The organism is Bacillus sp. Bwzl_19 (assembly GCF_054900515.1).
Map to the genome: position 1 here is coordinate 35,922 of NZ_CM142729.1, position 23,540 is coordinate 59,461.

The following is a 23,540-nucleotide window of genomic DNA, read 5'->3' on the forward strand; positions in this document are numbered from 1 at the left end:
TTTGAATGTATGCTTCCTGTTATCTAGTTTTGAGAGAACACTCTCAATGGTTTGGTGGCGATAGCGAAGAGGTCACACCCGTTCCCATGCCGAACACGGAAGTTAAGCTCTTCAGCGCCGATGGTAGTCGGGGGTTTCCCCCTGTGAGAGTAGGACGCCGCCAAGCTATTTTAACGGTAAAGGCAGCTCATCATGAGCTGCCTTTTTTGTTATTGAATAAAAACAATACAAACACCGAAATACGACGATGCCCATATACTAATTGCAACCTTCAAAAAGGTCCAAATTGTGTATACAATCAACAGCTTAGGGGAAGGCTATTCATACGGAGGTGGGCAAAAATGAATGAAACGTCCAGCCATGAAGAAACATGCATTGTGTGTGAAACCAAAAAAGCAGGGGTATCCATATTTATACGAAATTTATATGTTTAGAGTGTGAGAAGAAAGTAGTTTCCACTTCAACCTCTGATCCGAATTATGAGTTTTTCGTTCGCAAACTGAAAGCCCTTCATACACCGACGTTATATTCTTAACCCTGAAAAGGGTCTTTTTTTTGCTTAAAAACAGAGGAGTTTTTTCACTTTTTATTAAAGAACTGATACGATAAGAAGAGGAACTTGTTTAGAAATAGAATGTAATAGATAATACTGATAAAAGTGAATAAATAGGAGTCGATCCGAGTATGAAACCGTTTATTCAATATATGAAATGGACGCTTTGCGGCAGCGCGGTTTTTGTATTAGCGGGGATAGCCGTCTTTACGATAGGGCATCAGCCTTTTCTCTATTCGCTATTATATGGGGCAGCCGGCGGAGCGGCAGTCGGTGCGGCCGGGCTTTGGAATGCGAAGCGTCTCTTTTTAAAGAAACACCGGCTGACAAGAAAAGAATATGCTTATATCAAGGAAAATCTTGAGGAAGCTAGAGATAAAATCATCCGATTACGGAGAGCGCTTTTTCGCTCTAGAAGTATACAAATGCTGAAGCAGAATGCAGAGATACTGCGGATAACGCGGCGAATATATGTGCTTACAAAGCAAGAGCCGAAGCGCTTTTACCAGGCAGAGCGATTCTATTACCAAACGCTAGATTCCGTTGCGGAACTAACGGAAAAGTATGTTCTGCTCTCATCACAGCCGCGGAAAAATAAAGATTTATCAATGTCCTTGAGTGAGACGAGGATGACTCTTGCGGAGCTTTCCAGAAGGCTGGAAGAGGACCTTCATGAACTGATGAAAGAAGACATCGACGATCTGCACTTTGAATTAGATATGGCAAAGCATTCATTGAGAAAATAAGATAGGGGGAAGGAAATGGCCAAAGACCGTTCCGATGATATGGATGTTCAAAATGATCAGGCTAATCCAAAGCTTGCAGATACGCTGCCGGAAGAAAAAAGAAAAGCTGCACGTCAGCTCGCTGAAAAACTGGACCATGAGAACATGCAAAGCATTGTTCTGTTTGGTTCGCAGGCGCAAACGAATCTGCTGGAATTTTCCCACACGATGATAGAGCATGTTCAAAGAAAAGATGCGGGAGAGATGGGACAGATACTTGCTGATCTGATGAGGAAGCTTGACCAGGTAAACCCTGATGATCTGCAGATGAAGAATAAAGGATTTTTCGCCCGTTTGTTTAAAAGGGTATCTGGTTCTGTGCAGGAAGTGCTTTCGAAATATCAAAAGACAAGTGTGCAGATTGAGCGTATCAGCAGAAGGCTCGAGCATTCTAAAAATGTGCTGTTGAGTGACAATAAACTGTTAGATCAACTGTACGCCCAAAATAAACAATACTTCTCTGACTTAAATCTGTATATAGCGGCGGGTGAATTAAAGTTAGATGAGCTGAAAACAAAGCTGATTCCCGAAGCGGCAAGAAAAGCCGAATCACGGGAACACAATCAAATGGCCGCGCAGGAAGTGAATGATCTTCGCCAGTTTGCCGACCGTCTGGATAAGAGAGTGCATGATCTGCTTCTGAGCAGGCAGATTACGCTTCAGAGTGCGCCGCAAATCCGTTTGATTCAAAACACGAATCAGGCACTGGCGGAAAAAATTCAGTCCTCCATTGTTACGGCTATTCCATTATGGAAGAATCAAGTTGCGATCGCGCTGACGCTTATGAGGCAGCGGAGTGCGGCAGATGCGCAGCAGAAGGCGGCTGATACGACAAACCAATTGCTGCTGAAAAACGCTGAACTTCTGAAAACAAGTACAGTCGAGACAGCCAAAGCTAATGAGCGAGGCCTTGTTGAGGCAGATACCCTCAAAAAAGTGCAGGAAAGCTTAGTCAGCACACTTGAAGAAATCATGTCTATACAAGAAGACGGCAGGATGAAACGCAAACGTGCCGAAGAGGAGCTTGTTATCATGGAAGGCGACTTGAAAAAGAAGCTGCTTAATATGACGCCCGGCCGTGATGACGTCTAGCTGGCAAAAAGTCTTAGCTTTAAGTTGGCTCACAGGCACGATATAATAAGAAAGACAGGCAAAGGATTTGTTTAAAAATGGACACACCTTTATATACAGCGCTGCTGAAGCATGCGCACCGAAATACGTATTCTTTTCATGTTCCGGGACATCACAATGGAGATGTCTTTTTTGATGAAGCCAAATCTGTATATCAATCTCTTTTATCTATTGATATGACTGAGATCACGGGGCTTGATGACTTGCATCACCCGACGGGAGTCATCAAAGAAGCACAAGATTTGGTGAGCAGGCTTTACGGCTCTCAGGAAAGCTTCTTTCTCGTCAATGGGACGACCGCCGGCAACCTGGCGATGATTTTGGCTGTTTGTGAACCGGACGAACCCATCCTGATTCAGCGTAATTGTCACAAATCTGTTTTTCATGCGGTGGCAATGGCCGGAGCCAAGCCGGTTTATTTGGCGCCGGAAATTGATAAAAATATGCATGTGCCGTCCCATGTATCCCTTTCAGTCATCGAAAAAGCGTTAGCGTCATATCCAAATGCGAAAGGCCTTGTTCTGACCAACCCGACTTACTACGGGCATGCTGCCGACTTGACTGCGGCAGTTAAAAAAGCTCATTCATACGGCGTCCCTGTACTGGTAGACGAGGCTCATGGTGCTCACTTTGTGTTGGGTGAACCGTTCCCGCCTTCATCATTGGCTATGGGGGCGGATGCAGTTGTTCAATCGGCTCACAAAACGCTTCCGGCTATGACGATGGGATCTTACTTTCATTTAAACAGCAGCCGGATTGACAGAGATCGATTAACCTATTATCTAAGCAGTTTGCAAAGCAGCAGCCCGTCATATCCGATTATGGCATCTTTAGATACGGCGCGCGCTTATATACAGGATATCGCTGAAAAAGGAACACTCCCTGTTCATATAGCGCACATTGAGCAAATAAAACGGAACTTCGCATCAATTTCTTCTATTGAAGTAATCGAGCCCTCCGGATATGGGATCAAAGCGGACCCGTTAAAACTCATTCTTCGCTCAAAGCTCGGACATTCCGGCTATTCATTACAAAATATTTTGGAGAGCGAAGGCATTTTTGCCGAGCTGGCTGACGAGTATCAAGTATTGCTCGTACTGCCGATAGGCGGCCGGCGGATGATTAAACAGGAAACCGTAAGAAACATACAGCAGAAACTGGAGAATACACCGCCCGATAGACTGCCGGAAGCAGTGGATTGGACATTCCCATCCATTACGACACTTGAATATCCGCAAAATGAAATGCGCAAGTTTACAAAAGAGCTTACGGATATGAATAAAGCGGCCGGGCGCTTGCATGCGGGAAATATTATTCCTTATCCTCCGGGAATCCCGCTTATCATGGACGGAGAACGGATAACAGAAGAGATCGTACAAAAGCTTTCCCGTTTAATCGGCATGGACGCACATATTCAAGGCTTGTTAAACGGGGAACAATTACTTGTTTATACAGAAGAGGAGAAATCATGAGCGGTTTATTTATTACATTTGAAGGTCCTGAAGGTGCAGGAAAAACGACAGTGCTTCAGGAAATAAAAGATATTCTGTCGGCGGAGGGGCACCCGGTGACAGCGACAAGAGAACCGGGCGGCATTGACATTGCTGAGCAGATCAGAGAAGTGATCTTAAATAAAAACAATACACTGATGGATGCAAAAACGGAAGCGCTCCTTTACGCTGCGGCCAGAAGACAGCATTTAGTCGAAAAGGTGCAGCCTGCATTGAAAGAAGGGCGCATTGTACTGTGTGATCGTTTCATCGACAGCTCACTGGCTTATCAAGGCTATGCGAGAGGGCTGGGCATTGATGAAGTTTTTTCTATCAACCGGTTTGCAATCGGCGATACGATGCCTGATGTCACCATCTATTTTTCTATCGATCCGGAAGAAGGGCTGAAACGGATTACGTCGAATGATTCAAGAGAAAAGAATCGTCTCGATCTTGAGGCGCTGCACTTTCACACGAAAGTACGGGAAGGATACCAAAAGGTCATGCAGCGTTTTCCGGAAAGATTTCATACAATCGACGCATCGAAAAAGAAGGAATTCGTCATTCAAGACGCGCTTCAGGTGATAAATGAGGCATTGAAAAAAATTCAGTTGTGACCTGTTTCTCATAAGTTGATATAATGAATGTAACGACAATGTTCTTTCCAACCTAAAGGGGGCCTAGAGAATGAAATTAATAGTGGCAGTGGTGCAGGATCAGGACAGCAACAGGCTTTTGAAAGTATTAACCGACCACAACTTCAGGGTGACGAAGCTTGCGACAACAGGCGGATTTCTTAAATCAGGCAATACGACGTTTATGATCGGGGTGGAAGATATCCGTGTCGATAAAGCGCTCAGCCTCATTAAAGAAAATGGCTGTAAACGCGATCAGATGATTGCCCCGGTATCCCCGATGGGCGGGAATGCGGATTCTTACGTTCCATATCCAGTCGAAGTGGAAGTCGGCGGAGCGACGGTCTTTGTCCTTCCGGTCGATGAATTTCATCAATTTTAAGGATTTGACAACGTGAAAATAAATTCTGACTTACGCACCTTTATTGAGAAAAAGCAGCAGCCTGCCTATAAAGCGGCAGAGCTTTCCGGAACTTTTAAAAGTTCAATGGACAGCCAAAGCAGTAAGCTGAAGTTTGATCAGCTGAGCAGGTTCTTAACGGATATAGAAACGTTCGGGAAAAGACTGACGAAATCGAGGAACTTCAAAGACTTAGCAAAATTCAAAGGGCTGGTGAAGCGTTTTGTAAAAGAGGCCGTAGACAGCGGGTTATCGCATGAGACGGCGAAAAGCTTCGACCTGTACGGCAACAGCCGGACCTTGGGACTTGTGAAAGAAATAGATGAAAAACTGATTCAGCTGACGGAAGAGATGCTGGATCAGGAAAAACCGGCAATTGATTTGCTGGATCGAATCGGAGAAATAAAAGGTTTATTGATTAACCTTTACACATAGAGAGTGATACAATGGCAATATCATGGAAGGAAATGACCGAGCAGCAGCCCAGAGTGATGCGGCTTTTGCATAATAGCATTGAAAAGAAAAGGCTTTCTCACGCATATCTGTTTGAAGGCAAAAAAGGTACGGGCAAATTGGATACCGCACTGCTTCTCGCAAAAAGCTTTTTTTGCCTTGAAGCCGGGACTGAGCCATGCGGGGAGTGCCGGAACTGCAAGCGTATTGCATCCGGAAACCATCCCGACCTGCATGTGGTTCAGCCCGACGGACTATCAATTAAAAAGGCTCAGATCCAATCGCTGCAGGAGGAGTTTTCTAAAACCGGACTGGAATCGCATAAAAAACTGTACATTATATCCCATGCGGATCAAATGACGACAAATGCAGCAAACAGTCTGCTGAAATTTTTAGAGGAGCCGAGTCAAGACACCATCGCAATTCTCATTACTGAGCAGCTCCACAGAATACTGGATACCATCGTTTCGAGATGTCAGGTTATTCCATTTCAGCCGCTTCAGCCGAAAGCGATAGAAGAGAGACTGATGGAACAGGAAGTAAGCCCTCACATGGCCAGACTCTTAGCAAATATGACAAATAATATTGCGGAAGCAGTCGAATTAAGTCGAAATGATGAGTTTGCAGAGTCCAGAGCGAAAGTGATAAAATTGTATGAAGTCTTACACCAGCGGAAAGGACATGCCTTTTTCTTCATTCAGGATCAGTGGGTGCCCTTTTTCAAAGAAAAAACCCATCAAGAAATGGGTCTTGATATGCTCTTATTGATATACCGTGATGTATTATCCATCCAAATTGGAAATGAAGATAAACTGATTTATCAAGACTTATTCCAATCAATAAAACAGCATGCGCTGCAATTTACACAACAAAGCGTTACGAACCAAATTCTCGCTGTTTTAGAAGCAAAAAAACGGCTTCATTCCAATGTGAATGCGCAGGGATTAATGGAGCACTTGGTGTTAACGTTGCAGGAGGGATAAGCTTGTACAACGTAATAGGCGTCCGCTTTAAAAAAGCGGGAAAAATTTATTATTTTGATCCGAATGGATTTGATATAGAACAGGACAGCTGCGTCATTGTTGAAACCGTAAGAGGTGTCGAATACGGACAGGTTGTCATCGCAAATAAACAAGTGGACGAGCATGATGTTGTGCTTCCGCTTCGAAAAGTCATTCGCGTTGCTGATGAACGCGATCTTCTCATTGTAGAAGAAAACAAACAAGAGGCCCTGTCCGCTTTTGAAATCTGTCAGAAAAAAGTGGCTGATCACGGCCTAGATATGAAACTGGTTGATGTTGAGTTTACGTTTGACCGCAATAAAGTCATTTTTTACTTCACAGCCGACGGACGGGTTGATTTCAGGGAATTGGTCAAAGACTTGGCTTCTATCTTTAAAACAAGAATCGAATTGCGCCAAATCGGTGTGAGGGACGAAGCGAAAATGCTCGGCGGTATCGGCCCGTGCGGGAGAATGCTTTGCTGCTCCACGTTCCTCGGTGATTTTGAACCGGTGTCCATCAAAATGGCGAAGGACCAAAATTTATCGTTGAACCCAACGAAAATTTCGGGTCTGTGCGGCCGTTTGATGTGCTGTTTGAAGTACGAAAATGATGAGTATGAGACGGCGAAAGAACAGCTGCCGGATTTAGGCGAAATGATTACAACGGCAAACGGCCCCGCAAAGGTTGTCGGTCTTAATATTCTGGAACGGGTGCTTCAGGTGGAACTGAAGAATCGTGAAAAAGTGATAGAATATACTTGGGAAGAGCTCTTGGAAGAGGGCGTCGTATCCGCACAAACCACAGATTAACGAGGTGTGGAACCTTGGATAAAAAAGAGTTAATTGATACTGTCATAAACCTGGAGGAACAAATCGGTTCGCTGTACCGTCAGCTGGGTGACTTAAAGCAGCATATCGGCGAAATGATTGAAGAGAATCACCATCTGCAGCTTGAAAATAAGCATTTGCGGAAGCGGCTTGATGACACGACAGAGCAAATTGAGAAATTCAAGGCCGATCAGAAAGAAACAAAAACACAGAAGGCAGAGCAGAGTGATATAGGAGAAGGGTACGATAATCTGGCCCGGCTGTATCAAGAAGGCTTTCATATTTGCAACGTCCATTATGGGAGCGTCCGCAAGGGAGATTGCCTTTTTTGTCTGTCCTTCTTAAATAAAAAATAAGGAAAAGGCTTCCGCTGATGTCGGAAGCCTTTTTCAAAGAGTGCTGAAAGGAATAAGATTATGGTTTCATTACGTGATGATGAAAGATTGGATTACTTATTAGCAGAGGATATGAAAATTGTACAGAGCCCGACGGTTTTCGCTTTTTCGCTAGATGCCGTGCTGCTGTCAAAGTTTGCATACGTTCCGATTCAAAAGGGCAACATCGTTGATTTATGTACGGGAAATGGGATTGTGCCGCTTTTGCTCAGCACAAGGTCAAAAGCGGATATCACAGGGGTTGAAATTCAGGAGCGTTTGTATGATATGGCGCTCCGAAGTGTCGAATACAACGGTCTGGGCGGTCAGATCAGCCTCATTCATGATGATCTGAAAAATATGCCGGATAGACTCGGACATAATAAATATGACGTTGTCACTTGCAACCCGCCTTATTTCAAAACGCCGAAAGAGGCTGAGCAGAATCTGAACGAACATCTCAGAATCGCAAGGCACGAAATTCTTTGCACGCTTGAAGATGTGATTTCCGTCAGCAGCAAACTGCTGAAACAAGGCGGAAAAGCGGCTCTCGTTCATCGGCCGGGAAGGCTTTTGGAAATCTTTGAATTAATGAAAGCATACCGAATAGAACCGAAACGGGTGCAGTTTATTTATCCGAAACAAGGTAAAGAAGCGAATACCATTTTGGTTGAAGGCATTAAAGGCGGCCGCCCTGATCTCAAAATTCTTCCTCCGCTGTTTGTATATAATGAACAAAACGAATATACGAAAGAGATCCGCACCATTTTATATGGAGACGAATAGTCATTTCTTTTATGTACTGCTGTGCAATGACAACAGTCTGTATGCCGGTTATACAAATGATCTGCAAAAACGGCTGAAGACCCACAATGAGGGAAAGGGCGCGAAGTACACAAGGGCGAGAAGGCCTGTTTCGCTATGCCATGCGGAATCATTTGAAACAAAACGGGAAGCGATGCAGGCGGAATACCGTTTTAAGCAGCTGACCCGAAAGAAAAAAGTACAATATATAGAAGAAAAACGAAACAGCAAGGAGGCTGTATATGTTAAGTCGCCAGATGAGTTTTAACGGAAAATCTGAAATGGGAATTCTTTATCTTGTTCCTACACCGATCGGCAACTTGGAGGACATGACCTTTCGTGCAGTGGAGACGCTGAAATCGGTCGATGTCATTGCTGCCGAAGATACGAGACAGACGAAAAAGCTGTGTCACGTCTATGACATAGAAACATCTCTCACCAGCTATCATGAACACAATAAAGAAAGCAGCGGCCATAAAATCATTGAATGGCTGAAAACCGGAAAGAATGTGGCACTGGTCAGTGACGCCGGTATGCCGACAATTTCCGACCCGGGGGCTGAGATTGTAAGAGATTTCACCCAAATCGGCGGATATGTCGTTCCGCTTCCGGGAGCAAATGCGGCGTTAACCGCGCTGACCGCATCAGGTATCACCCCGCAGCCGTTTTTCTTCTATGGATTCTTAAACAGACAGAAAAAAGAAAAGAAGAAGGAACTCGAAATCCTGAAAAAACGGCAGGAAACGATGATATTTTACGAAGCGCCGCACAGGTTAAAAGAAACATTAACAGCAATGCATGCCGTTTTGGGAAATCGAAACATCGCCGTCACGAGGGAATTAACGAAAAAGTACGAGGAATTCATCAGAGGAACGATCGCCGAAGTAATTGAATGGGCAAATGAAGACCAAATCCGCGGTGAGTTCTGTCTCGTTGTCGAAGGCAATCAAGCCGCTGAACCGGATGAAGACGACAAACCCTGGTGGATGGAGCTTTCTGAAAAAGAGCATGTGGAACATTACATAAATGAAGGGGCTTCTTCCAAACAGGCCATAAAACAAACAGCGGTAGATCGGGACGTACCGAAACGCGAGATCTATGACGCTTATCACATTCAATCATAAAAAAAACCGTTCTTGCGTCACAACAAGAACGGTTTTTGTATGAAATAACTTATTTTTGGTTTTGAAGCTGGTTTTGAATTTCAGAGATGATTTGCTCAGCGCCTTCTTTGCTGAGTACCAATTTGCCGCCGGCAAGTTTAAGGTTATCATCAGAGACTTCACCAGTTACTTGGCAAGTCATGTTTGGTTTATATTTTTTAAGGATGATTTTTTCATCATCAACATAAATTTCAAGAGCGTCTTTTTCTGCGATGCCCAGTGTACGGCGAAGTTCGATAGGGATAACTACGCGTCCAAGTTCATCAACTTTACGTACGATACCAGTAGATTTCATTAACAGTCTCCTCCCGAGAGATAATTATTTGTAGTTTATATTTTTCTTCGTCATTATTCGACAAAATTCCTTACATTCCTAGCATAACAAGGTTTCCAATAATCGTCAATCATTTTGTTTACTATTGTTTGTAAGAATTAGTTCTTATAGTAAGTAAAGCCTTGGAAATCCTGAAATAACAGGCTTTTTGACTGCTTTTTCGAACCTATTATCCTATGGAAAATCCTTTTAAATCAAGACTTTCGAACCAAGATGTTTTATATTAGTAGATTATATACGACAAAATTCTACATGTTAAGACTTTATTTAATTTCAATAAAAATTTTTAATTTTATTTACTCTTTTACGCGCAGTACGTATATATCCTTGATCTTAAAGGCTAAGATGGTATCATAGATAGAGGACAAATATCAATATTGTATATCAAATAAAACCGCTCTCGTCCTTTGGGCGTGAGCTTTTCGACATTCTGAATGGGAGGTTGCAACATGCCGCAAGAGAATAATACTTTTTATATTACGACCCCGATATATTATCCGAGCGGAAAATTACATATCGGCCATGCTTATACTACCGTGGCCGGCGATGCAATGGCGCGTTACAAAAGATTAAAGGGATTTGACGTTCGCTACTTAACCGGAACGGATGAACACGGACAAAAAATCCAGCAGAAAGCGGAGGAAGAGAATATCACGCCTCAAGCGTATGTAGACCGCGCTGTTGCTGAAATCCAAAAATTGTGGAAGCAGCTCGACATTTCTCACGATGATTTCATCCGGACTACGGAAAGCCGGCACAAAGAAATCATTGAGAAAGTGTTTCAAAAGCTTCTTGATAATGGTGATATTTATCTGGATGAGTATGAGGGCTGGTACAGCATTCCTGACGAAACATTCTATACTGAAACACAGCTGGTGGATGTGGAACGTAATGAGAAGGGCGAGGTTGTCGGCGGAAAAAGCCCGGACAGCGGCCACCCTGTCGAATTAATCAAAGAGGAATCATACTTCTTCCGCATGAGCAAATATGCAGACCGCCTGCTGAAGTTTTATGAAGAAAACCCTTCATTTATCCAGCCGGAATCACGCAAAAATGAAATGATTAATAACTTCATTAAACCGGGTCTTGAAGATTTGGCCGTTTCCAGAACGACGTTTGACTGGGGCGTAAAAGTGCCGGGAAATCCGAAGCATGTCGTGTATGTATGGATTGACGCATTATTCAACTATATTACAGCGCTCGGTTACGATACGGAAAATGACGAGCTTTACAAAAAGTACTGGCCGGCTGACGTTCACCTGGTCGGTAAGGAAATTGTCCGTTTCCACACCATCTACTGGCCGATTATGCTGATGGCGCTTGATCTCCCGTTGCCTAAGCAAGTTTTCGCGCATGGCTGGTTATTGATGAAAGACGGAAAAATGTCGAAATCAAAAGGAAACGTTGTTGATCCGGTAACATTGATTGAACGTTACGGCTTGGATGAGCTTCGTTATTACCTGCTTCGCGAAGTGCCGTTCGGTTCAGACGGTGTCTTTACGCCGGAAGGTTTCGTAGAACGAATTAATTATGACTTGGCAAACGACTTAGGAAATCTTCTGAATCGGACAGTCGCCATGATCCAAAAATATTTTGACGGTGAGATTGGTTCATATGAAGGAAATGTGACCGATTTTGATCAAGAGCTTTCTTCTGTAGCCGGAGAAACGGTTCAAGCTTATGAAAAGGCAATGGAAAACATGGAGTTTTCAGTAGCTTTATCAACGCTATGGCAATTGATCAGCCGTACGAACAAATATATTGATGAAACTGCTCCGTGGGTGCTGGCAAAAGATCCGGAAAAAGAAAAAGAATTACGCTCAGTCATGTATCATTTAGCTGAATCATTGCGTATTTCGGCTGTACTTCTTCAGCCTTTCTTGACGCAAACACCTGAAAAAATGTTTGCCCAGCTCGGAGTTGAGGATCAGTCTCTTAAAGCTTGGGACAGCATTCAGACATTTGGCCAATTAAAGAGCACAAAAGTGAAAAAAGGGGAACCGCTTTTCCCTCGTCTTGAAGCTGAAGAGGAAGTAGCTTACATCAAGCAAAAAATGCAGGGGACTGCTCCTGTGAAAGAAGAAAAGGCGGAAGAGCCGCAAGAAGTTGAGCGCCTTCCTGAAATTACGTTTGATCAATTCATGGATACAGAACTTCGCGTTGCAGAAGTCTTGTCCGCAGAACCGGTAAAAAAAGCGGATCGTCTGTTGAAACTGCAAATTGATTTGGGCTTTGAACAGCGCCAAGTTGTATCAGGTATCGCGAAACATTACACACCGGATCAGCTTGTGGGAATGAAAATCATTTGTGTAACGAACTTAAAACCGGTAAAACTGAGAGGCGAGCTTTCTCAAGGGATGATCCTCGCAGGAGAATCTGACGGTGTCCTCAAGGTTGTAGCTGTCGATCAGTCATTACCGAAAGGCACTAGAATTAAATAATAAGGGGCAAAAGGTGTTTCACGTGTAACATTCCGTCGAACACCTTTTGTTTTTCAACAAGAAAGGAGTTTTTATGATGCTTTTTGATACACATGCGCACTTAAACGCCGAGCAATTCGACACAGATCTTGAGGAAGTCATTGCTCGTGCAAAGGCTGAAAAGGTTGAACGAATTGTCGTTGTCGGATTCGACAAACCCACTATCACGCGGGCGATGGAACTGATTGAGGAATATCACTTTATATACGCTGCGATCGGCTGGCATCCGGTAGATGCAATCGACATGACAGAAGAAGATTTAACGTGGATTAAGGAACTGTCCTCTCACGAAAAAGTCGTGGCAATCGGAGAAATGGGCCTTGATTATCACTGGGACAAATCACCAAAGGATATTCAAAAAGAGGTGTTCCGAAAACAAATCGCGCTCGCCAAGGAAGTGAACCTTCCAATCATCATTCACAATCGCGATGCAACGGAAGATGTTGTCACGATTTTGAAAGAAGAGGGGGCTGAAGAAGTCGGCGGTATTATGCACTGCTTTACGGGCAGCGCGGAGGTTGCGCGGCAGTGTATGGATATGAATTTCTATATCTCATTCGGCGGACCGGTCACCTTCAAAAATGCGAAGAAACCAAAAGAAGTGGCAAAGGAAATTCCGAATGACCGCTTGCTGATTGAAACGGACTGCCCTTTCCTGACACCGCATCCTTTCCGCGGCAAACGGAATGAGCCAAGCTACGTGAAATATGTTGCGGAACAGCTCGCTGAATTAAAAGGACTGACGTATGAAGAAATTGCTTCGATTACAACTGAAAATGCAAAAAGACTTTTCCGCATGAACTGACAGAATGCGCTGTCGTAACGTGTAAAGGCTTGTCCGATTCAGAGGATATATCAAACAGTTCTACAAGCTTCCTTCTTCTCATAAGATAGGTTGTCGATATCTCTTTCTTCCTTTTTTTGCTTTGTTTTTGCATAATGAGGGATACGCTGAAGGTTTTTGATCTTCGAGATGGGAGGGTTGACAGCATTTTAGATACTCTATATAATCTCTCCGAGGAGAAGGAGGCGTTTTTCATCACACAAAAAATGAAAAAACTGTTTTCCGTAAAGCTTGGTAAAAGCAAGGTTATTCTTATTGCAGCTATTATTCTGCTGGGAGGAACCGGGACTGCATACGGGGCGCATGAGCTCTCAAAACAATCAGTCTCTGTTTCCATCAACGGCAAGAAAAAGCAAATACGCACTCATGCAAAAACAGTTGGGGAACTTCTGGAAGATTTACATATAAAGACGAGAAATGAAGACCGGATTACCCCCTCTAAGCAGACAGCATTGGCAGACAACATGAATGTCGTGTATGAAGCTGCAAAGCAGATCCGCGTGACAAGAGGCGGAGAAGAAAAGACTTTATGGTCAACGGCAAAAACAGTCGGCGCATTTCTAGACGAACAGCATACACCTGTGAATCAGCACGATAAAATAGATCCGGCAGCAGATACGAAAGTGACAAACGGCATGAAAGTCACGGTAGATCCGGCTTTTCAGGTCACTGTAAATGATGCGGGAAAGAAAAAGAAAATATGGACGACTTCGACTACGGTCGCTGACTTTTTAACGCAGCATAAGATGGACATGAAAGACGAAGATAAAGTAAAACCGGCATTACACGAAAAGCTCACAAAAGATCAAGCCGGCATACAAATCACTCGTATCGAAAAAGTCACCGATGTAGTTGAGGAAAAAATAGCGTATCAAGTGAAAGAAAAAGAAGATGCGTCACTCGACAGCGGGGAAGAAAAGATCGTTCAAAAAGGAAAAGAAGGCAAGCTTAAAAAGCATTTTCATGTTGTTAAAGAAAATGGAAAAGAAGTATCGAGAAAGCTTGTTAAAGAAGAAACATCTGAAAAAAGCAAAGACCAGATCATTGCGGTCGGCACAAAGCGGCACAGTCCCAAGATTGAGCAGCTCAGTGCAAAGGCATCTTCGGGCGAAGCCGGATCTTCCGGTAAAGTGATTACCGTGTCTTCCACGGCATATACCGCAAGCTGCAGCGGCTGTTCCGGCCATACGGCTACAGGCGTTAACCTGACAAGTAATCCGAATGCCAAAGTCATTGCGGTAGACCCAAGCGTCATTCCGCTCGGCACAAGAGTCCACGTAGACGGATATGGGGACGCTGTGGCCGCTGACACAGGCTCGGCCATTAAAGGAAGACGGATTGATGTCTTTTTCCCTGAAAAATCTTCGGCTTACCGCTGGGGGAAAAAACAGGTCAAAATAAAAATCTTAAATTAATTCCGATTCATTCAGAGGGTTTTGCGCCCTCTGTTTTTTTCGTTATAATAGGTAAAGTGTATTTTCAGTATATTAGACGTGACATGTAAGCAAAGGTTTCGTTTTGGATATAAAAAGTTTTTTTGGAGGAAGTAATGAAAATTAAAGAAATTATTGTAGTCGAGGGACGCGATGACACCGCGCGCATAAAACTTGCCGTTGATGCGGACACGATCGAGACGAACGGTTCAGCGATCGGAGACGAAGTCATCAGGCAGATTCGGCTGGCGCAGGAAACGAGAGGGGTCATCGTGCTGACGGACCCGGATTTTCCCGGGGAAAAGATCCGGAAAACCATTTCTGAAGCAGTGCCCGGCTGTAAACACGCATTTCTGCCCAAACATCTTGCCAAACCGAAAAACAAGCGCGGAATAGGCGTTGAGCACGCATCCATTGAAAGCATCAGAGCATGTCTGGAAAATGTGCATGAAGAGATGGAGGCAAAGCCGAGTGAGATTTCAGCTGAAGATTTAATACAGGCCGGTCTGATCGGCGGGCCGGCTGCTAAAAGACGCCGCGAACGTTTGGGCGACCTGCTGAAAATCGGATATACAAACGGCAAACAGCTTCAAAAACGGCTGCAAATGTTTCAAATCAAAAGAAGTGATTTTATTGATGCGCTCGATGCTATGATGCAGGAGGAACAGGATGAACAATAAAGATATCGCGACACCTATCAGAACGAAGGAAATTCTGAAAAAGTACGGTTTCTCTTTTAAAAAGAGTCTTGGACAGAATTTCTTAATTGACACAAACATATTGGACAGGATTGTGGACCATGCAGAAATAACGGATCGGACCGGTGTGATTGAAATCGGGCCCGGAATCGGCGCGCTGACAGAGCAGCTTGCCAAACGGGCGAAAAAGGTCGTCGCGTTTGAAATTGATCAGCGCCTCCTGCCCATTCTCAATGACACGCTGTCTCCTTATGACAATGTAACGATCATTCATCATGATGTGCTGAAAGCAGACGTTAAGTCAGTTATTGAAGAGCAGTTTCAGGACTGTGATGAAATTATGGTGACGGCGAATCTCCCGTATTATGTGACGACACCGATCATCATGAAGCTTTTGGAAGAACATCTTCCGTTAAAAGGAATTGTCGTGATGCTGCAAAAAGAGGTCGCTGAGCGGATGGCCGCAGATCCTTCCTCTAAGGAGTATGGATCTCTTTCCATTGCGGTTCAGTTCTACACGGAGGCCAAGACCGTCATGACCGTGCCGAAAACGGTGTTTGTGCCTCAGCCTAATGTCGATTCCGCGGTCATCCGGCTTTTGCTGCGTGACGGCCCGGCGGTGGACGTCGACAATGAATCATTTTTCTTCCAGCTGATTAAAGCAAGCTTCGCTCAGCGCCGGAAAACTTTGCTGAACAACCTTGTGAACAATCTCCCGGGCGGAAAAGAGAAAAAACCTCAAATTGAAGAAGTCCTTCAAGAAACGAATATTGACGGAAAGCGGCGCGGTGAATCCCTGTCTATAGAAGAATTCGCGCTCCTGTCCAACGGATTGTATAAAGCCCTTTTCTAAGAAGGGCTTTTTGTTTTGCGTCACCACTTGGACTGCCGCTACATAGGCTAGAGAAGAACCTTATTCATTCAACTGCAAGAAAAGCTTGAAACATCAAGCGCCGCAGCGGAAAGAGGTGCATTTGATAAGGCTTCTTTCATGATGAGGCTTAGTCTATTTGTGGAGTGGGTAATGTGCAATTTCAAATAGGAGATATGGTAGCCAGGAAATCCTATCAAATGGATGTTTTATTTCGCATTATCGGCATAGAGCAAACAAGCAAAGGAAATTCAATTGCCATCCTGCATGGTGACGAAGTCAGATTGATTGCGGATGCTGATTTTTCTGATTTAGAGCCTGTAAGAAAAGACGAACAGGCCGTGAGAAAGCAGAAAGATGAAAGCAGGATGAATGAATCTCTCGAGCTGCTCCGCCAGGATTATAAGCTGCTTCGGGAAAAACAGGAATATTACGCGACAAATCAATATCAGCATCAGGAGCACTACTTTCATATGCCCGGCAAGGTATTGCATCTGGACGGCGATGAGGCTTATTTGAAAAAGTGCCTGAACTTTTACGAAAAAATCGGTGTGCCTGTATACGGGATTCATTGCCATGAGAAAAAAATGGCGGCCTCAATAGAGGAGCTGCTCGACAAATACCGGCCGGATATTTTAGTCATCACCGGTCACGATGCTTATTCCAAGCATAAGGGAGGCGTGAACGATTTAAGCGCCTACAGGCATTCCAAACATTTTGTCGAAACCGTTCAACGAGCGAGGCGGAAAGTCCCTCACTTGGACCAGCTGGTGATATTCGCGGGTGCCTGCCAATCCCATTTCGAGTCTTTAATCAGAGCGGGTGCGAATTTTGCAAGTTCACCGTCACGCGTCAACATCCATGCGCTTGACCCGGTCTATATTGTCGCAAAAATCAGCTTCACTCCGTTTATGGAGCGGATCAATGTGTGGGATGTCCTGAGAAACACTCTGACACGAGAGAAAGGGCTGGGAGGAATTGAAACGAAAGGTGTGCTGCGTGTCGGTATGCCGTATAAATCAAATGGATGAGTGAAAAACCCGCATAAATTTCGCTATGCGGGTTAATTATTTTACATATTGATACATAAATTACCGGAACTTGCGAAAAATAACGTAGAAATCAATAGAATTTTGTCAAAATAATTTTGTTGACAATGACTTGATAACGTTGATATAATTTAAATTTTATTTGACAAAATTGGGCTCTTGTTGTACAATAAATGTAGTGAGGTGGATGCAATGGCGAAGACGTTGTCCGATATAAAAAGATCGCTTGATGGGAATTTAGGTAAACGGCTTACGTTAAAAGCAAACGGCGGCCGCCGAAAAACGATTGAGCGTTCGGGCATTTTAGCTGAGACGTACCCTTCTGTTTTTGTGATACAACTAGATCAAGACGAGAACTCGTTTGAAAGAGTTTCATACAGTTATGCTGATATTCTTACTGAGACTGTTGAATTGACATTCAATGATGATGCGGCAAGCTCAGTAGCATTTTAATGGGCAGTGAACCTTTTGTTTACTGCTTTTTGTTTTGCCTTCTAAAGCTCTTCTAATTATTCCCTCGAAAGTTTCAGCCGATTAAACGGAAGCTATAGATGTCACATGTTTTATCGTGGCGTGCACGAATGGTGATCAATTCTATAAAAGGGGTTGTTTCGTTTGGGCAGACGTCGTGGAGTTATGTCAGATGAGTTCAAATATGAGCTGGCAAAGGACCTTGGTTTTTACGATACGGTGAAAAACGAGGGCTGGGGAGGCATTCGGGCGCGCGATGCCGGGAATATGGTAAAGCGCGCAATCGAGATTGCCGAACAGCAGATGGCGGCTCAGAACCAAAATAACCGATAATGCAGTGGCCCGGGGGACAATCCGTTCCCCGGTTTTTTTCTATCGGCTGTCAAAATCAGCGCCAATTTCGGATAAGTACCTCCGGGTCTCCAAATGTGATACAATGTTCATACTTATGTTTAGATGGAGAAGTAGGTGAAAGCTATGCGTATTTTAGAAAAAGCGCCGGCCAAAATCAATCTGTCCCTCGATGTAACGAGTAAACGCCCGGATGGTTATCATGAAGTGGAGATGATCATGACGACAATTGATTTGGCAGATCGGATTGAACTGACAGAACTGCCCGAAAACGTGATCAGAGTGGCGTCGCATAATCGCTTTGTTCCCGATGATCAGCGGAATCTGGCTTATCAGGCAGCCAAACTGCTCAAAGAACGGTACCAAGTCAAAAAAGGCGTTTCTATTATGATTACAAAAGTGATACCTGTAGCAGCAGGGCTTGCCGGCGGAAGCAGCGATGCAGCAGCCACGCTCAGAGGGCTGAACAGACTCTGGGATTTAAAGCTTTCTGTTGAAGAGCTCGCGGAGCTTGGGGCTGAAATCGGTTCAGACGTGTCCTTCTGTGTATACGGCGGAACTGCCCTGGCAACAGGACGCGGTGAGAAGATCAGGCATATCAGTGCTCCGCCTCATTGCTGGGTCGTGCTTGCCAAACCGACGATTGGGGTATCGACTGCCGAAGTGTACCGCCGGCTGAACTTGCAGCAGGTTCGGCATCCGGATGTACAAGCGATGATTGACGCAATTGAAGAAAAAAGTTTCCAAAAGGTTTGCGGACAATTAGGAAACGTATTGGAATCGGTTACGCTCAACCTTCATCCCGAGGTGGCGATGATTAAAAATCAAATGAAACGCTTCGGCGCTGACGCGGTGTTAATGAGCGGAAGCGGACCGACTGTATTCGGTTTGGTTCAATACGAATCAAAGGTGCAGCGGATTTATAACGGGTTAAGAGGTTTCTGTGATCAGGTGTACGCGGTGCGGATGATCGGCGAACAGAATGCTCTTGATTAAATCCGTATGTTAAGTTATATTATTTTTAAATTATTCGGATTTTGGGGGTAAGTTCATGAAGTTTCGTCGCAGCGGCAGATTGGTGGACTTAACAAATTATTTGTTAACCCATCCGCATGAATTAATACCGTTAACGTTTTTCTCAGAACGGTATCAATCAGCAAAGTCATCAATCAGTGAAGATTTAACAATTATTAAACAGACCTTCGAACAGCAAGGCATTGGGACGCTGCTTACAGTGCCGGGAGCTGCCGGAGGCGTCAAATATATTCCGAAAGTAAAACAGGCTGAAGCAGAAGCGTTTATACAGGAGCTGGGACAGTCTTTAGTAAATCCTGAGCGTATCCTTCCGGGCGGTTATGTATATTTAACGGATATCTTAGGCAAACCTTCTGTCCTCTCTAATGCAGGCAGGCTTTTTGCTTCCGTTTTTGCGGAGCGGGAGATTGATGTGGTGATGACCGTTGCGACAAAAGGAATCCCTCTTGCTTACGCAGCGGCCAGTTATCTGAACGTTCCGGTTGTCATCGTACGAAAAGACAATAAAGTGACGGAAGGCTCTACAGTGAGCATCAATTATGTATCAGGGTCGTCTAACCGCATTCAAACAATGTCGCTTGCGAAAAGAAGTTTGGCCACGGGGTCGAACGTTTTGATTATTGACGACTTTATGAAAGCCGGCGGCACAATTAACGGCATGATCAGCCTGCTTGATGAGTTTAATGCGAACGTCGCGGGTATAGGCGTCTTGGTTGAAGCTGAGGGAGTGAATGAACGGCTTGTCGATGAATACATGTCGCTGCTTACCCTTTCAACCATCAACATGAAAGACAAAACGATTGAGATTCAAAACGGCAATTTTCTGCGATTTTTTAAAGAACAGCATTTAAAGAATGGGGAGACAGAAAAATGACAAAAGCAATCCATACGAAACACGCGCCGGCAGCCATCGGGCCATATTCACAAGGCATCATCGTAAATAACATGTTTTACAGCTCAGGCCAGATTCCTCTTACTGCTGAAGGAGAAATGGTAAACGGTGATATCACAGAACAAACGCATCAGGTGTTCAGCAATTTAAAGGCCGTCCTCAAAGAAGCGGGTGCTTCTCTCGAAACGGTTGTAAAAGCAACGGTGTTTATTGCTGACATGGAGCAGTTTGCGGAAGTGAATGAAGTGTACGGACAATACTTTGATGTACATAAGCCGGCAAGGTCTTGTGTGGAAGTGGCGAGACTGCCGAAAGACGCTCTCGTGGAAATTGAAGTCATTGCGCTGGTGAAATCTTAAATCTCAGAAAAGTGGTTCCGGACTCCGGAATCACTTTTTTTATGCAGTATATGATTCCCGAATATGATTTATCACCTAATTGTGTATGTATATCCTATATTTTCAAAAAAACTTTTTGAAACGTGCAGGAATTTAAAGAGAATCGTGGAATTGTTAGACTAATGCTTTTATATAGGGAAAAGGTGGTGAACTACTGTGGAAGTTACTGACGTAAGATTACGCCGCGTGAATACCGATGGTCGCATGAGAGCGATTGCATCCATCACGCTGGATCACGAATTTGTCGTACATGATATTCGTGTGATTGATGGAAACAATGGTCTTTTCGTTGCGATGCCGAGTAAACGCACCCCTGATGGAGAATTCCGCGATATTGCTCATCCTATTAATTCCAGCACGCGGGGCAAGATCCAGGATGCTGTTTTAAATGAGTACCATCGCTTGGGTGATTCTGAAGCATTAGAATATGAAGAAGCCGGGGCTTCTTAAAATAACAAAATGTAAGGACTGCTGATAAAGGCTGACACAAGGCCTTTTCCGGCAGTCCTTTTTTAAATCTGATTTTTCAGTAATAAAGCGATTACATAGAAAATTCTTGCACTTTTTGATGTCTTCTTGAAATCAACAGCTATTTAGGATATATTTTTCTATGGATAAAAGGGATATTGGAGGCCATTAAATGGATAAGCGGTTTGCAGTGATTTTAGCTGCCGGAAAAGGAACGAGAATGAAATCGAAGCTTTATAAGGTCCTTCATCCGGTATGCGGAAAGCCTATGGTAGAGCACGTCGCAGACGAAGCTCTGAAATTATCTTTAGCGAAGCTTGTCACCATCGTAGGACACGGCGCCGAAGATGTGAAGAAGCAGCTCGGACAGAAAAGCGATTACGCAATCCAAGCAGAACAGCTCGGTACGGCTCATGCAGTCAAGCAGGCAAAACCATTTCTTCACGGGGAGAAGGGTGTCACGATCGTTATTTGCGGCGATACACCGCTTCTGACGGCGGAGACGATGGAAGCCATGCTGAATGAACATACAAACAAAGGTGCGAAAGCCACGGTTTTAACGGCCGTTGCCGAAGATCCCGCCGGATACGGAAGAATTATCCGCAGCGAAGACGGCGCCGTTCAAAAAATCGTGGAGCATAAGGATGCTTCGGAGCAAGAACGTCTTGTGAAAGAAATCAACACGGGAACGTACTGTTTTGATAACGAGGCTCTTTTTCGTGTCATCGAACAGGTTTCGAATGAAAATGCCCAAGGCGAGTATTACCTGCCGGATGTTATCGAAATCCTCAAAGACGAAGGCGAAACTGTTGCCGCTTACCAGACTGGTAACTTCCAAGAGACGCTCGGAGTGAATGATAGAGTCGCTCTTTCTCAGGCTGAAATGTATATGAAAGAGCGTATCAACAAACGTCATATGCAAAACGGAGTCACTTTAATTGATCCGATGAATACGTACATCTCACCTGACGCACGTATCGGACAAGATACAGTTATTTATCCCGGAACTGTGTTAAAGGGACAAGCTGAAATCGGCGATGAATGTGTCATCGGCCCTCACACTGAGATAGAGGACAGCTCAATCGGCAGCCGTACTGTGATTAAACAATCCGTTGTCAATCGGAGCAAAGTTGGGAATGATGTAAATATCGGTCCATTTGCTCACATCAGACCCGATTCTGCAATCGGCAATGAAGTGAAAATCGGCAACTTTGTTGAAATCAAGAAAACACAATTCGGCGACCGAAGCAAAGCATCTCACTTAAGCTATATCGGTGATGCCGAAGTAGGTACGGACGTGAATCTGGGCTGCGGCTCCATCACGGTCAATTATGACGGGAAGAAAAAATATTTAACCAAAATTGAAGACGGCGCTTTTATAGGCTGCAACTCCAATCTGGTAGCTCCTGTTACAGTGGGAGAAGGCGCGTACGTCGCTGCGGGTTCAACCGTAACAGAAGATGTGCCGGGCGAAGCGCTTGCCATTGCCAGAGCAAGACAAGTAAATAAAGAAGATTATGTGAAAAACATTCATAAAAAATAATCCTAAAATCGGAGGTTTACCATGTCTAACGAATACGGAGATAAGAATTTAAAGATTTTTTCTTTGAATTCAAATCCAGAACTTGCAAAAGAAATCGCGGATAATGTAGGAGTTCAATTAGGAAAGTGCTCTGTTACAAGATTTAGTGACGGAGAGGTCCAGATCAACATAGAAGAAAGTATTCGCGGCTGTGATTGCTACATCATCCAGTCTACAAGTGCGCCGGTCAACGAGCACATCATGGAATTGCTGATTATGGTTGACGCTTTAAAGCGCGCTTCCGCGAAAACAATCAACATTGTCATCCCGTACTACGGTTATGCGCGCCAGGACAGAAAAGCAAGATCACGTGAACCGATTACGGCAAAACTTTTTGCAAACCTGCTTGAAACAGCGGGAGCGACACGCGTAATCGCACTTGATTTACACGCGCCGCAAATTCAAGGTTTCTTTGATATTCCGATTGACCACTTAATGGGTGTTCCGATTTTAGGCCATTATTTTGAAGGTAAAGACTTGAAAGATATTGTTATTGTTTCACCTGACCACGGCGGTGTGACGCGCGCCCGCAAACTTGCGGACCGTCTGAAAGCGCCGATCGCGATTATCGACAAACGCCGTCCTAGACCGAATGAGGTAGAAGTGATGAACATCGTCGGTAACGTGGAAGGAAAAACAGCGATTCTGATCGATGATATTATTGATACGGCCGGCACAATCACACTTGCCGCAAACGCGCTGGTTGAAAACGGAGCTGCGGAAGTGTATGCATGCTGTACGCACCCTGTATTGTCAGGCCCTGCCGTTGAGCGGATCAATAACTCTAAAATCAAGGAGCTTGTCGTGACGAACAGCATTAAGCTTCCTGAGGAGAAAAAAATCGAACGCTTTAAACAGCTTTCTGTCGGACCGCTTCTGGCTGAAGCGATTATCCGCGTTCACGAGAAACAATCTGTCAGCTATTTATTCAGCTAAACCGAAAGTTTAAGGTTTAAATTCCGGCTATCGTGGGTATTGTTCTAATAGGACGATAAAACGATAATTAGGATGGTGC

General features: G+C 44.3%; 27 protein-coding genes, 1 rRNA gene and 1 pseudogene. 28 read left to right on the plus strand and 1 reads right to left on the minus strand.

Annotated elements, in window-relative coordinates; genetic code table 11:
- Positions 1-50 precede the first annotated feature (50 nt).
- The 14 genes and pseudogenes from rrf to rsmI all read left to right on the plus strand — a co-directional run bounded on the left by rrf (position 51) and on the right by rsmI (position 9,580).
- Positions 51-166 (plus strand): 5S ribosomal RNA (rrf, locus tag ACW5MY_RS00180).
- Positions 167-341: 175 nt separating this feature from the next.
- Positions 342-535 (plus strand): annotated as a pseudogene (locus ACW5MY_RS00185) (sigma factor G inhibitor Gin).
- A gap of 149 nt (positions 536-684) precedes the next feature.
- Positions 685-1,299, plus strand: a complete 615-nt coding sequence (locus tag ACW5MY_RS00190; RefSeq protein WP_013350741.1) for a 5-bromo-4-chloroindolyl phosphate hydrolysis family protein — start codon at positions 685-687, stop codon at positions 1,297-1,299.
- Positions 1,300-1,314: 15 nt separating this feature from the next.
- Entirely contained in the window at positions 1,315-2,430 is a 1,116-nt protein-coding gene (locus tag ACW5MY_RS00195) for a toxic anion resistance protein (RefSeq protein WP_289394069.1), read from the plus strand.
- Between the two features lie 77 nt (positions 2,431-2,507).
- Entirely contained in the window at positions 2,508-3,941 is a 1,434-nt protein-coding gene (locus tag ACW5MY_RS00200; RefSeq protein WP_289394070.1) for an aminotransferase class I/II-fold pyridoxal phosphate-dependent enzyme, read from the plus strand.
- Positions 3,938-4,576, plus strand: coding sequence for a dTMP kinase (tmk, locus tag ACW5MY_RS00205; RefSeq protein WP_045513456.1), 639 nt, complete (start codon positions 3,938-3,940; stop codon positions 4,574-4,576). The genes ACW5MY_RS00200 and tmk overlap by 4 nt, the downstream gene beginning before the upstream one ends.
- A gap of 70 nt (positions 4,577-4,646) precedes the next feature.
- Positions 4,647-4,976 (plus strand): cyclic di-AMP receptor DarA, encoded by a 330-nt coding sequence (gene darA, locus ACW5MY_RS00210; RefSeq protein WP_004264734.1) that lies wholly within the window; start codon positions 4,647-4,649, stop codon positions 4,974-4,976.
- A gap of 12 nt (positions 4,977-4,988) precedes the next feature.
- The gene (locus ACW5MY_RS00215) at positions 4,989-5,429 is read left to right on the plus strand and encodes a YaaR family protein (protein WP_045513461.1); all 441 of its coding nucleotides are present in this window, start codon (positions 4,989-4,991) and stop codon (positions 5,427-5,429) included.
- A gap of 11 nt (positions 5,430-5,440) precedes the next feature.
- A complete protein-coding gene (gene holB, locus ACW5MY_RS00220) occupies positions 5,441-6,430 on the plus strand; it encodes a DNA polymerase III subunit delta' (RefSeq protein WP_289394071.1) in 990 nt (329 codons plus the stop codon).
- 2 nt (positions 6,431-6,432) lie between these two features.
- Positions 6,433-7,260 carry a competence/sporulation regulator complex protein RicT gene (ricT, locus tag ACW5MY_RS00225; RefSeq protein WP_013350747.1) on the plus strand — a complete coding sequence of 276 codons (828 nt, stop codon included), beginning with the start codon at positions 6,433-6,435 and terminating at the stop codon, positions 7,258-7,260.
- A 14-nt stretch (positions 7,261-7,274) separates the two neighbouring features.
- On the plus strand, positions 7,275-7,634 hold the full coding sequence (gene yabA / locus ACW5MY_RS00230) for a replication initiation-control protein YabA (protein WP_013350748.1): 360 nt from the start codon (positions 7,275-7,277) through the stop codon (positions 7,632-7,634).
- Between the two features lie 60 nt (positions 7,635-7,694).
- Positions 7,695-8,438, plus strand: coding sequence for a tRNA1(Val) (adenine(37)-N6)-methyltransferase (locus ACW5MY_RS00235; protein WP_013350749.1), 744 nt, complete (start codon positions 7,695-7,697; stop codon positions 8,436-8,438).
- On the plus strand, positions 8,425-8,724 hold the full coding sequence (locus tag ACW5MY_RS00240; RefSeq protein WP_193351185.1) for a GIY-YIG nuclease family protein: 300 nt from the start codon (positions 8,425-8,427) through the stop codon (positions 8,722-8,724). Before ACW5MY_RS00235 ends, ACW5MY_RS00240 begins: the two co-directional genes overlap by 14 nt.
- Positions 8,699-9,580 carry a 16S rRNA (cytidine(1402)-2'-O)-methyltransferase gene (rsmI, locus tag ACW5MY_RS00245; RefSeq protein WP_013350751.1) on the plus strand — a complete coding sequence of 294 codons (882 nt, stop codon included), beginning with the start codon at positions 8,699-8,701 and terminating at the stop codon, positions 9,578-9,580. The genes ACW5MY_RS00240 and rsmI overlap by 26 nt, the downstream gene beginning before the upstream one ends.
- 49 nt (positions 9,581-9,629) lie before the next feature.
- Here the strand turns inward: rsmI and abrB are convergent, their stop codons facing one another.
- Complete coding sequence (gene abrB, locus ACW5MY_RS00250; protein ID WP_169510469.1) at positions 9,630-9,920, minus strand: transition state genes transcriptional regulator AbrB; 291 nt, start codon at positions 9,918-9,920, stop codon at positions 9,630-9,632.
- A gap of 482 nt (positions 9,921-10,402) precedes the next feature.
- On the opposite strand from abrB, the gene metG reads away from it, so the two are divergent.
- From metG to ACW5MY_RS00320, 14 genes are all read left to right on the plus strand, one after another.
- Positions 10,403-12,394 (plus strand): methionine--tRNA ligase, encoded by a 1,992-nt coding sequence (gene metG / locus ACW5MY_RS00255; protein ID WP_014469597.1) that lies wholly within the window; start codon positions 10,403-10,405, stop codon positions 12,392-12,394.
- Between the two features lie 76 nt (positions 12,395-12,470).
- Positions 12,471-13,238, plus strand: a complete 768-nt coding sequence (locus tag ACW5MY_RS00260) for a TatD family hydrolase (RefSeq protein ID WP_014469598.1) — start codon at positions 12,471-12,473, stop codon at positions 13,236-13,238.
- A 134-nt stretch (positions 13,239-13,372) separates the two neighbouring features.
- Complete coding sequence (locus ACW5MY_RS00265; protein ID WP_014471348.1) at positions 13,373-14,692, plus strand: G5 and 3D domain-containing protein; 1,320 nt, start codon at positions 13,373-13,375, stop codon at positions 14,690-14,692.
- Between the two features lie 134 nt (positions 14,693-14,826).
- Entirely contained in the window at positions 14,827-15,390 is a 564-nt protein-coding gene (gene rnmV / locus ACW5MY_RS00270) for a ribonuclease M5 (protein ID WP_013350755.1), read from the plus strand.
- On the plus strand, positions 15,380-16,261 hold the full coding sequence (gene rsmA / locus ACW5MY_RS00275; protein ID WP_013350756.1) for a 16S rRNA (adenine(1518)-N(6)/adenine(1519)-N(6))-dimethyltransferase RsmA: 882 nt from the start codon (positions 15,380-15,382) through the stop codon (positions 16,259-16,261). The genes rnmV and rsmA overlap by 11 nt, the downstream gene beginning before the upstream one ends.
- Positions 16,262-16,434: 173 nt before the next feature.
- On the plus strand, positions 16,435-17,310 hold the full coding sequence (gene yabG, locus ACW5MY_RS00280) for a sporulation peptidase YabG (protein WP_013350757.1): 876 nt from the start codon (positions 16,435-16,437) through the stop codon (positions 17,308-17,310).
- A gap of 210 nt (positions 17,311-17,520) precedes the next feature.
- Positions 17,521-17,781 carry a biofilm formation stimulator Veg gene (gene veg / locus ACW5MY_RS00285; RefSeq protein ID WP_003218330.1) on the plus strand — a complete coding sequence of 87 codons (261 nt, stop codon included), beginning with the start codon at positions 17,521-17,523 and terminating at the stop codon, positions 17,779-17,781.
- Between the two features lie 162 nt (positions 17,782-17,943).
- On the plus strand, positions 17,944-18,132 hold the full coding sequence (locus tag ACW5MY_RS00290) for a small, acid-soluble spore protein, alpha/beta type (protein ID WP_011996172.1): 189 nt from the start codon (positions 17,944-17,946) through the stop codon (positions 18,130-18,132).
- A gap of 144 nt (positions 18,133-18,276) precedes the next feature.
- Complete coding sequence (gene ispE / locus ACW5MY_RS00295) at positions 18,277-19,146, plus strand: 4-(cytidine 5'-diphospho)-2-C-methyl-D-erythritol kinase (RefSeq protein WP_013350758.1); 870 nt, start codon at positions 18,277-18,279, stop codon at positions 19,144-19,146.
- A 55-nt stretch (positions 19,147-19,201) separates the two neighbouring features.
- Entirely contained in the window at positions 19,202-20,059 is an 858-nt protein-coding gene (gene purR, locus ACW5MY_RS00300) for a pur operon repressor (protein ID WP_013350759.1), read from the plus strand.
- Positions 20,056-20,436: a 2-iminobutanoate/2-iminopropanoate deaminase gene (gene ridA, locus ACW5MY_RS00305; protein WP_004264663.1), complete on the plus strand. Its 381-nt coding sequence runs from the start codon at positions 20,056-20,058 to the stop codon at positions 20,434-20,436. The genes purR and ridA overlap by 4 nt, the downstream gene beginning before the upstream one ends.
- 195 nt (positions 20,437-20,631) lie before the next feature.
- On the plus strand, positions 20,632-20,925 hold the full coding sequence (spoVG, locus tag ACW5MY_RS00310) for a septation regulator SpoVG (RefSeq protein WP_004264660.1): 294 nt from the start codon (positions 20,632-20,634) through the stop codon (positions 20,923-20,925).
- A gap of 190 nt (positions 20,926-21,115) precedes the next feature.
- The gene (gene glmU / locus ACW5MY_RS00315) at positions 21,116-22,486 is read left to right on the plus strand and encodes a bifunctional UDP-N-acetylglucosamine diphosphorylase/glucosamine-1-phosphate N-acetyltransferase GlmU (RefSeq protein WP_013350760.1); all 1,371 of its coding nucleotides are present in this window, start codon (positions 21,116-21,118) and stop codon (positions 22,484-22,486) included.
- 21 nt (positions 22,487-22,507) lie between these two features.
- Positions 22,508-23,461 (plus strand): ribose-phosphate diphosphokinase, encoded by a 954-nt coding sequence (locus tag ACW5MY_RS00320; RefSeq protein WP_013350761.1) that lies wholly within the window; start codon positions 22,508-22,510, stop codon positions 23,459-23,461.
- Positions 23,462-23,540: the final 79 nt, after the last annotated feature.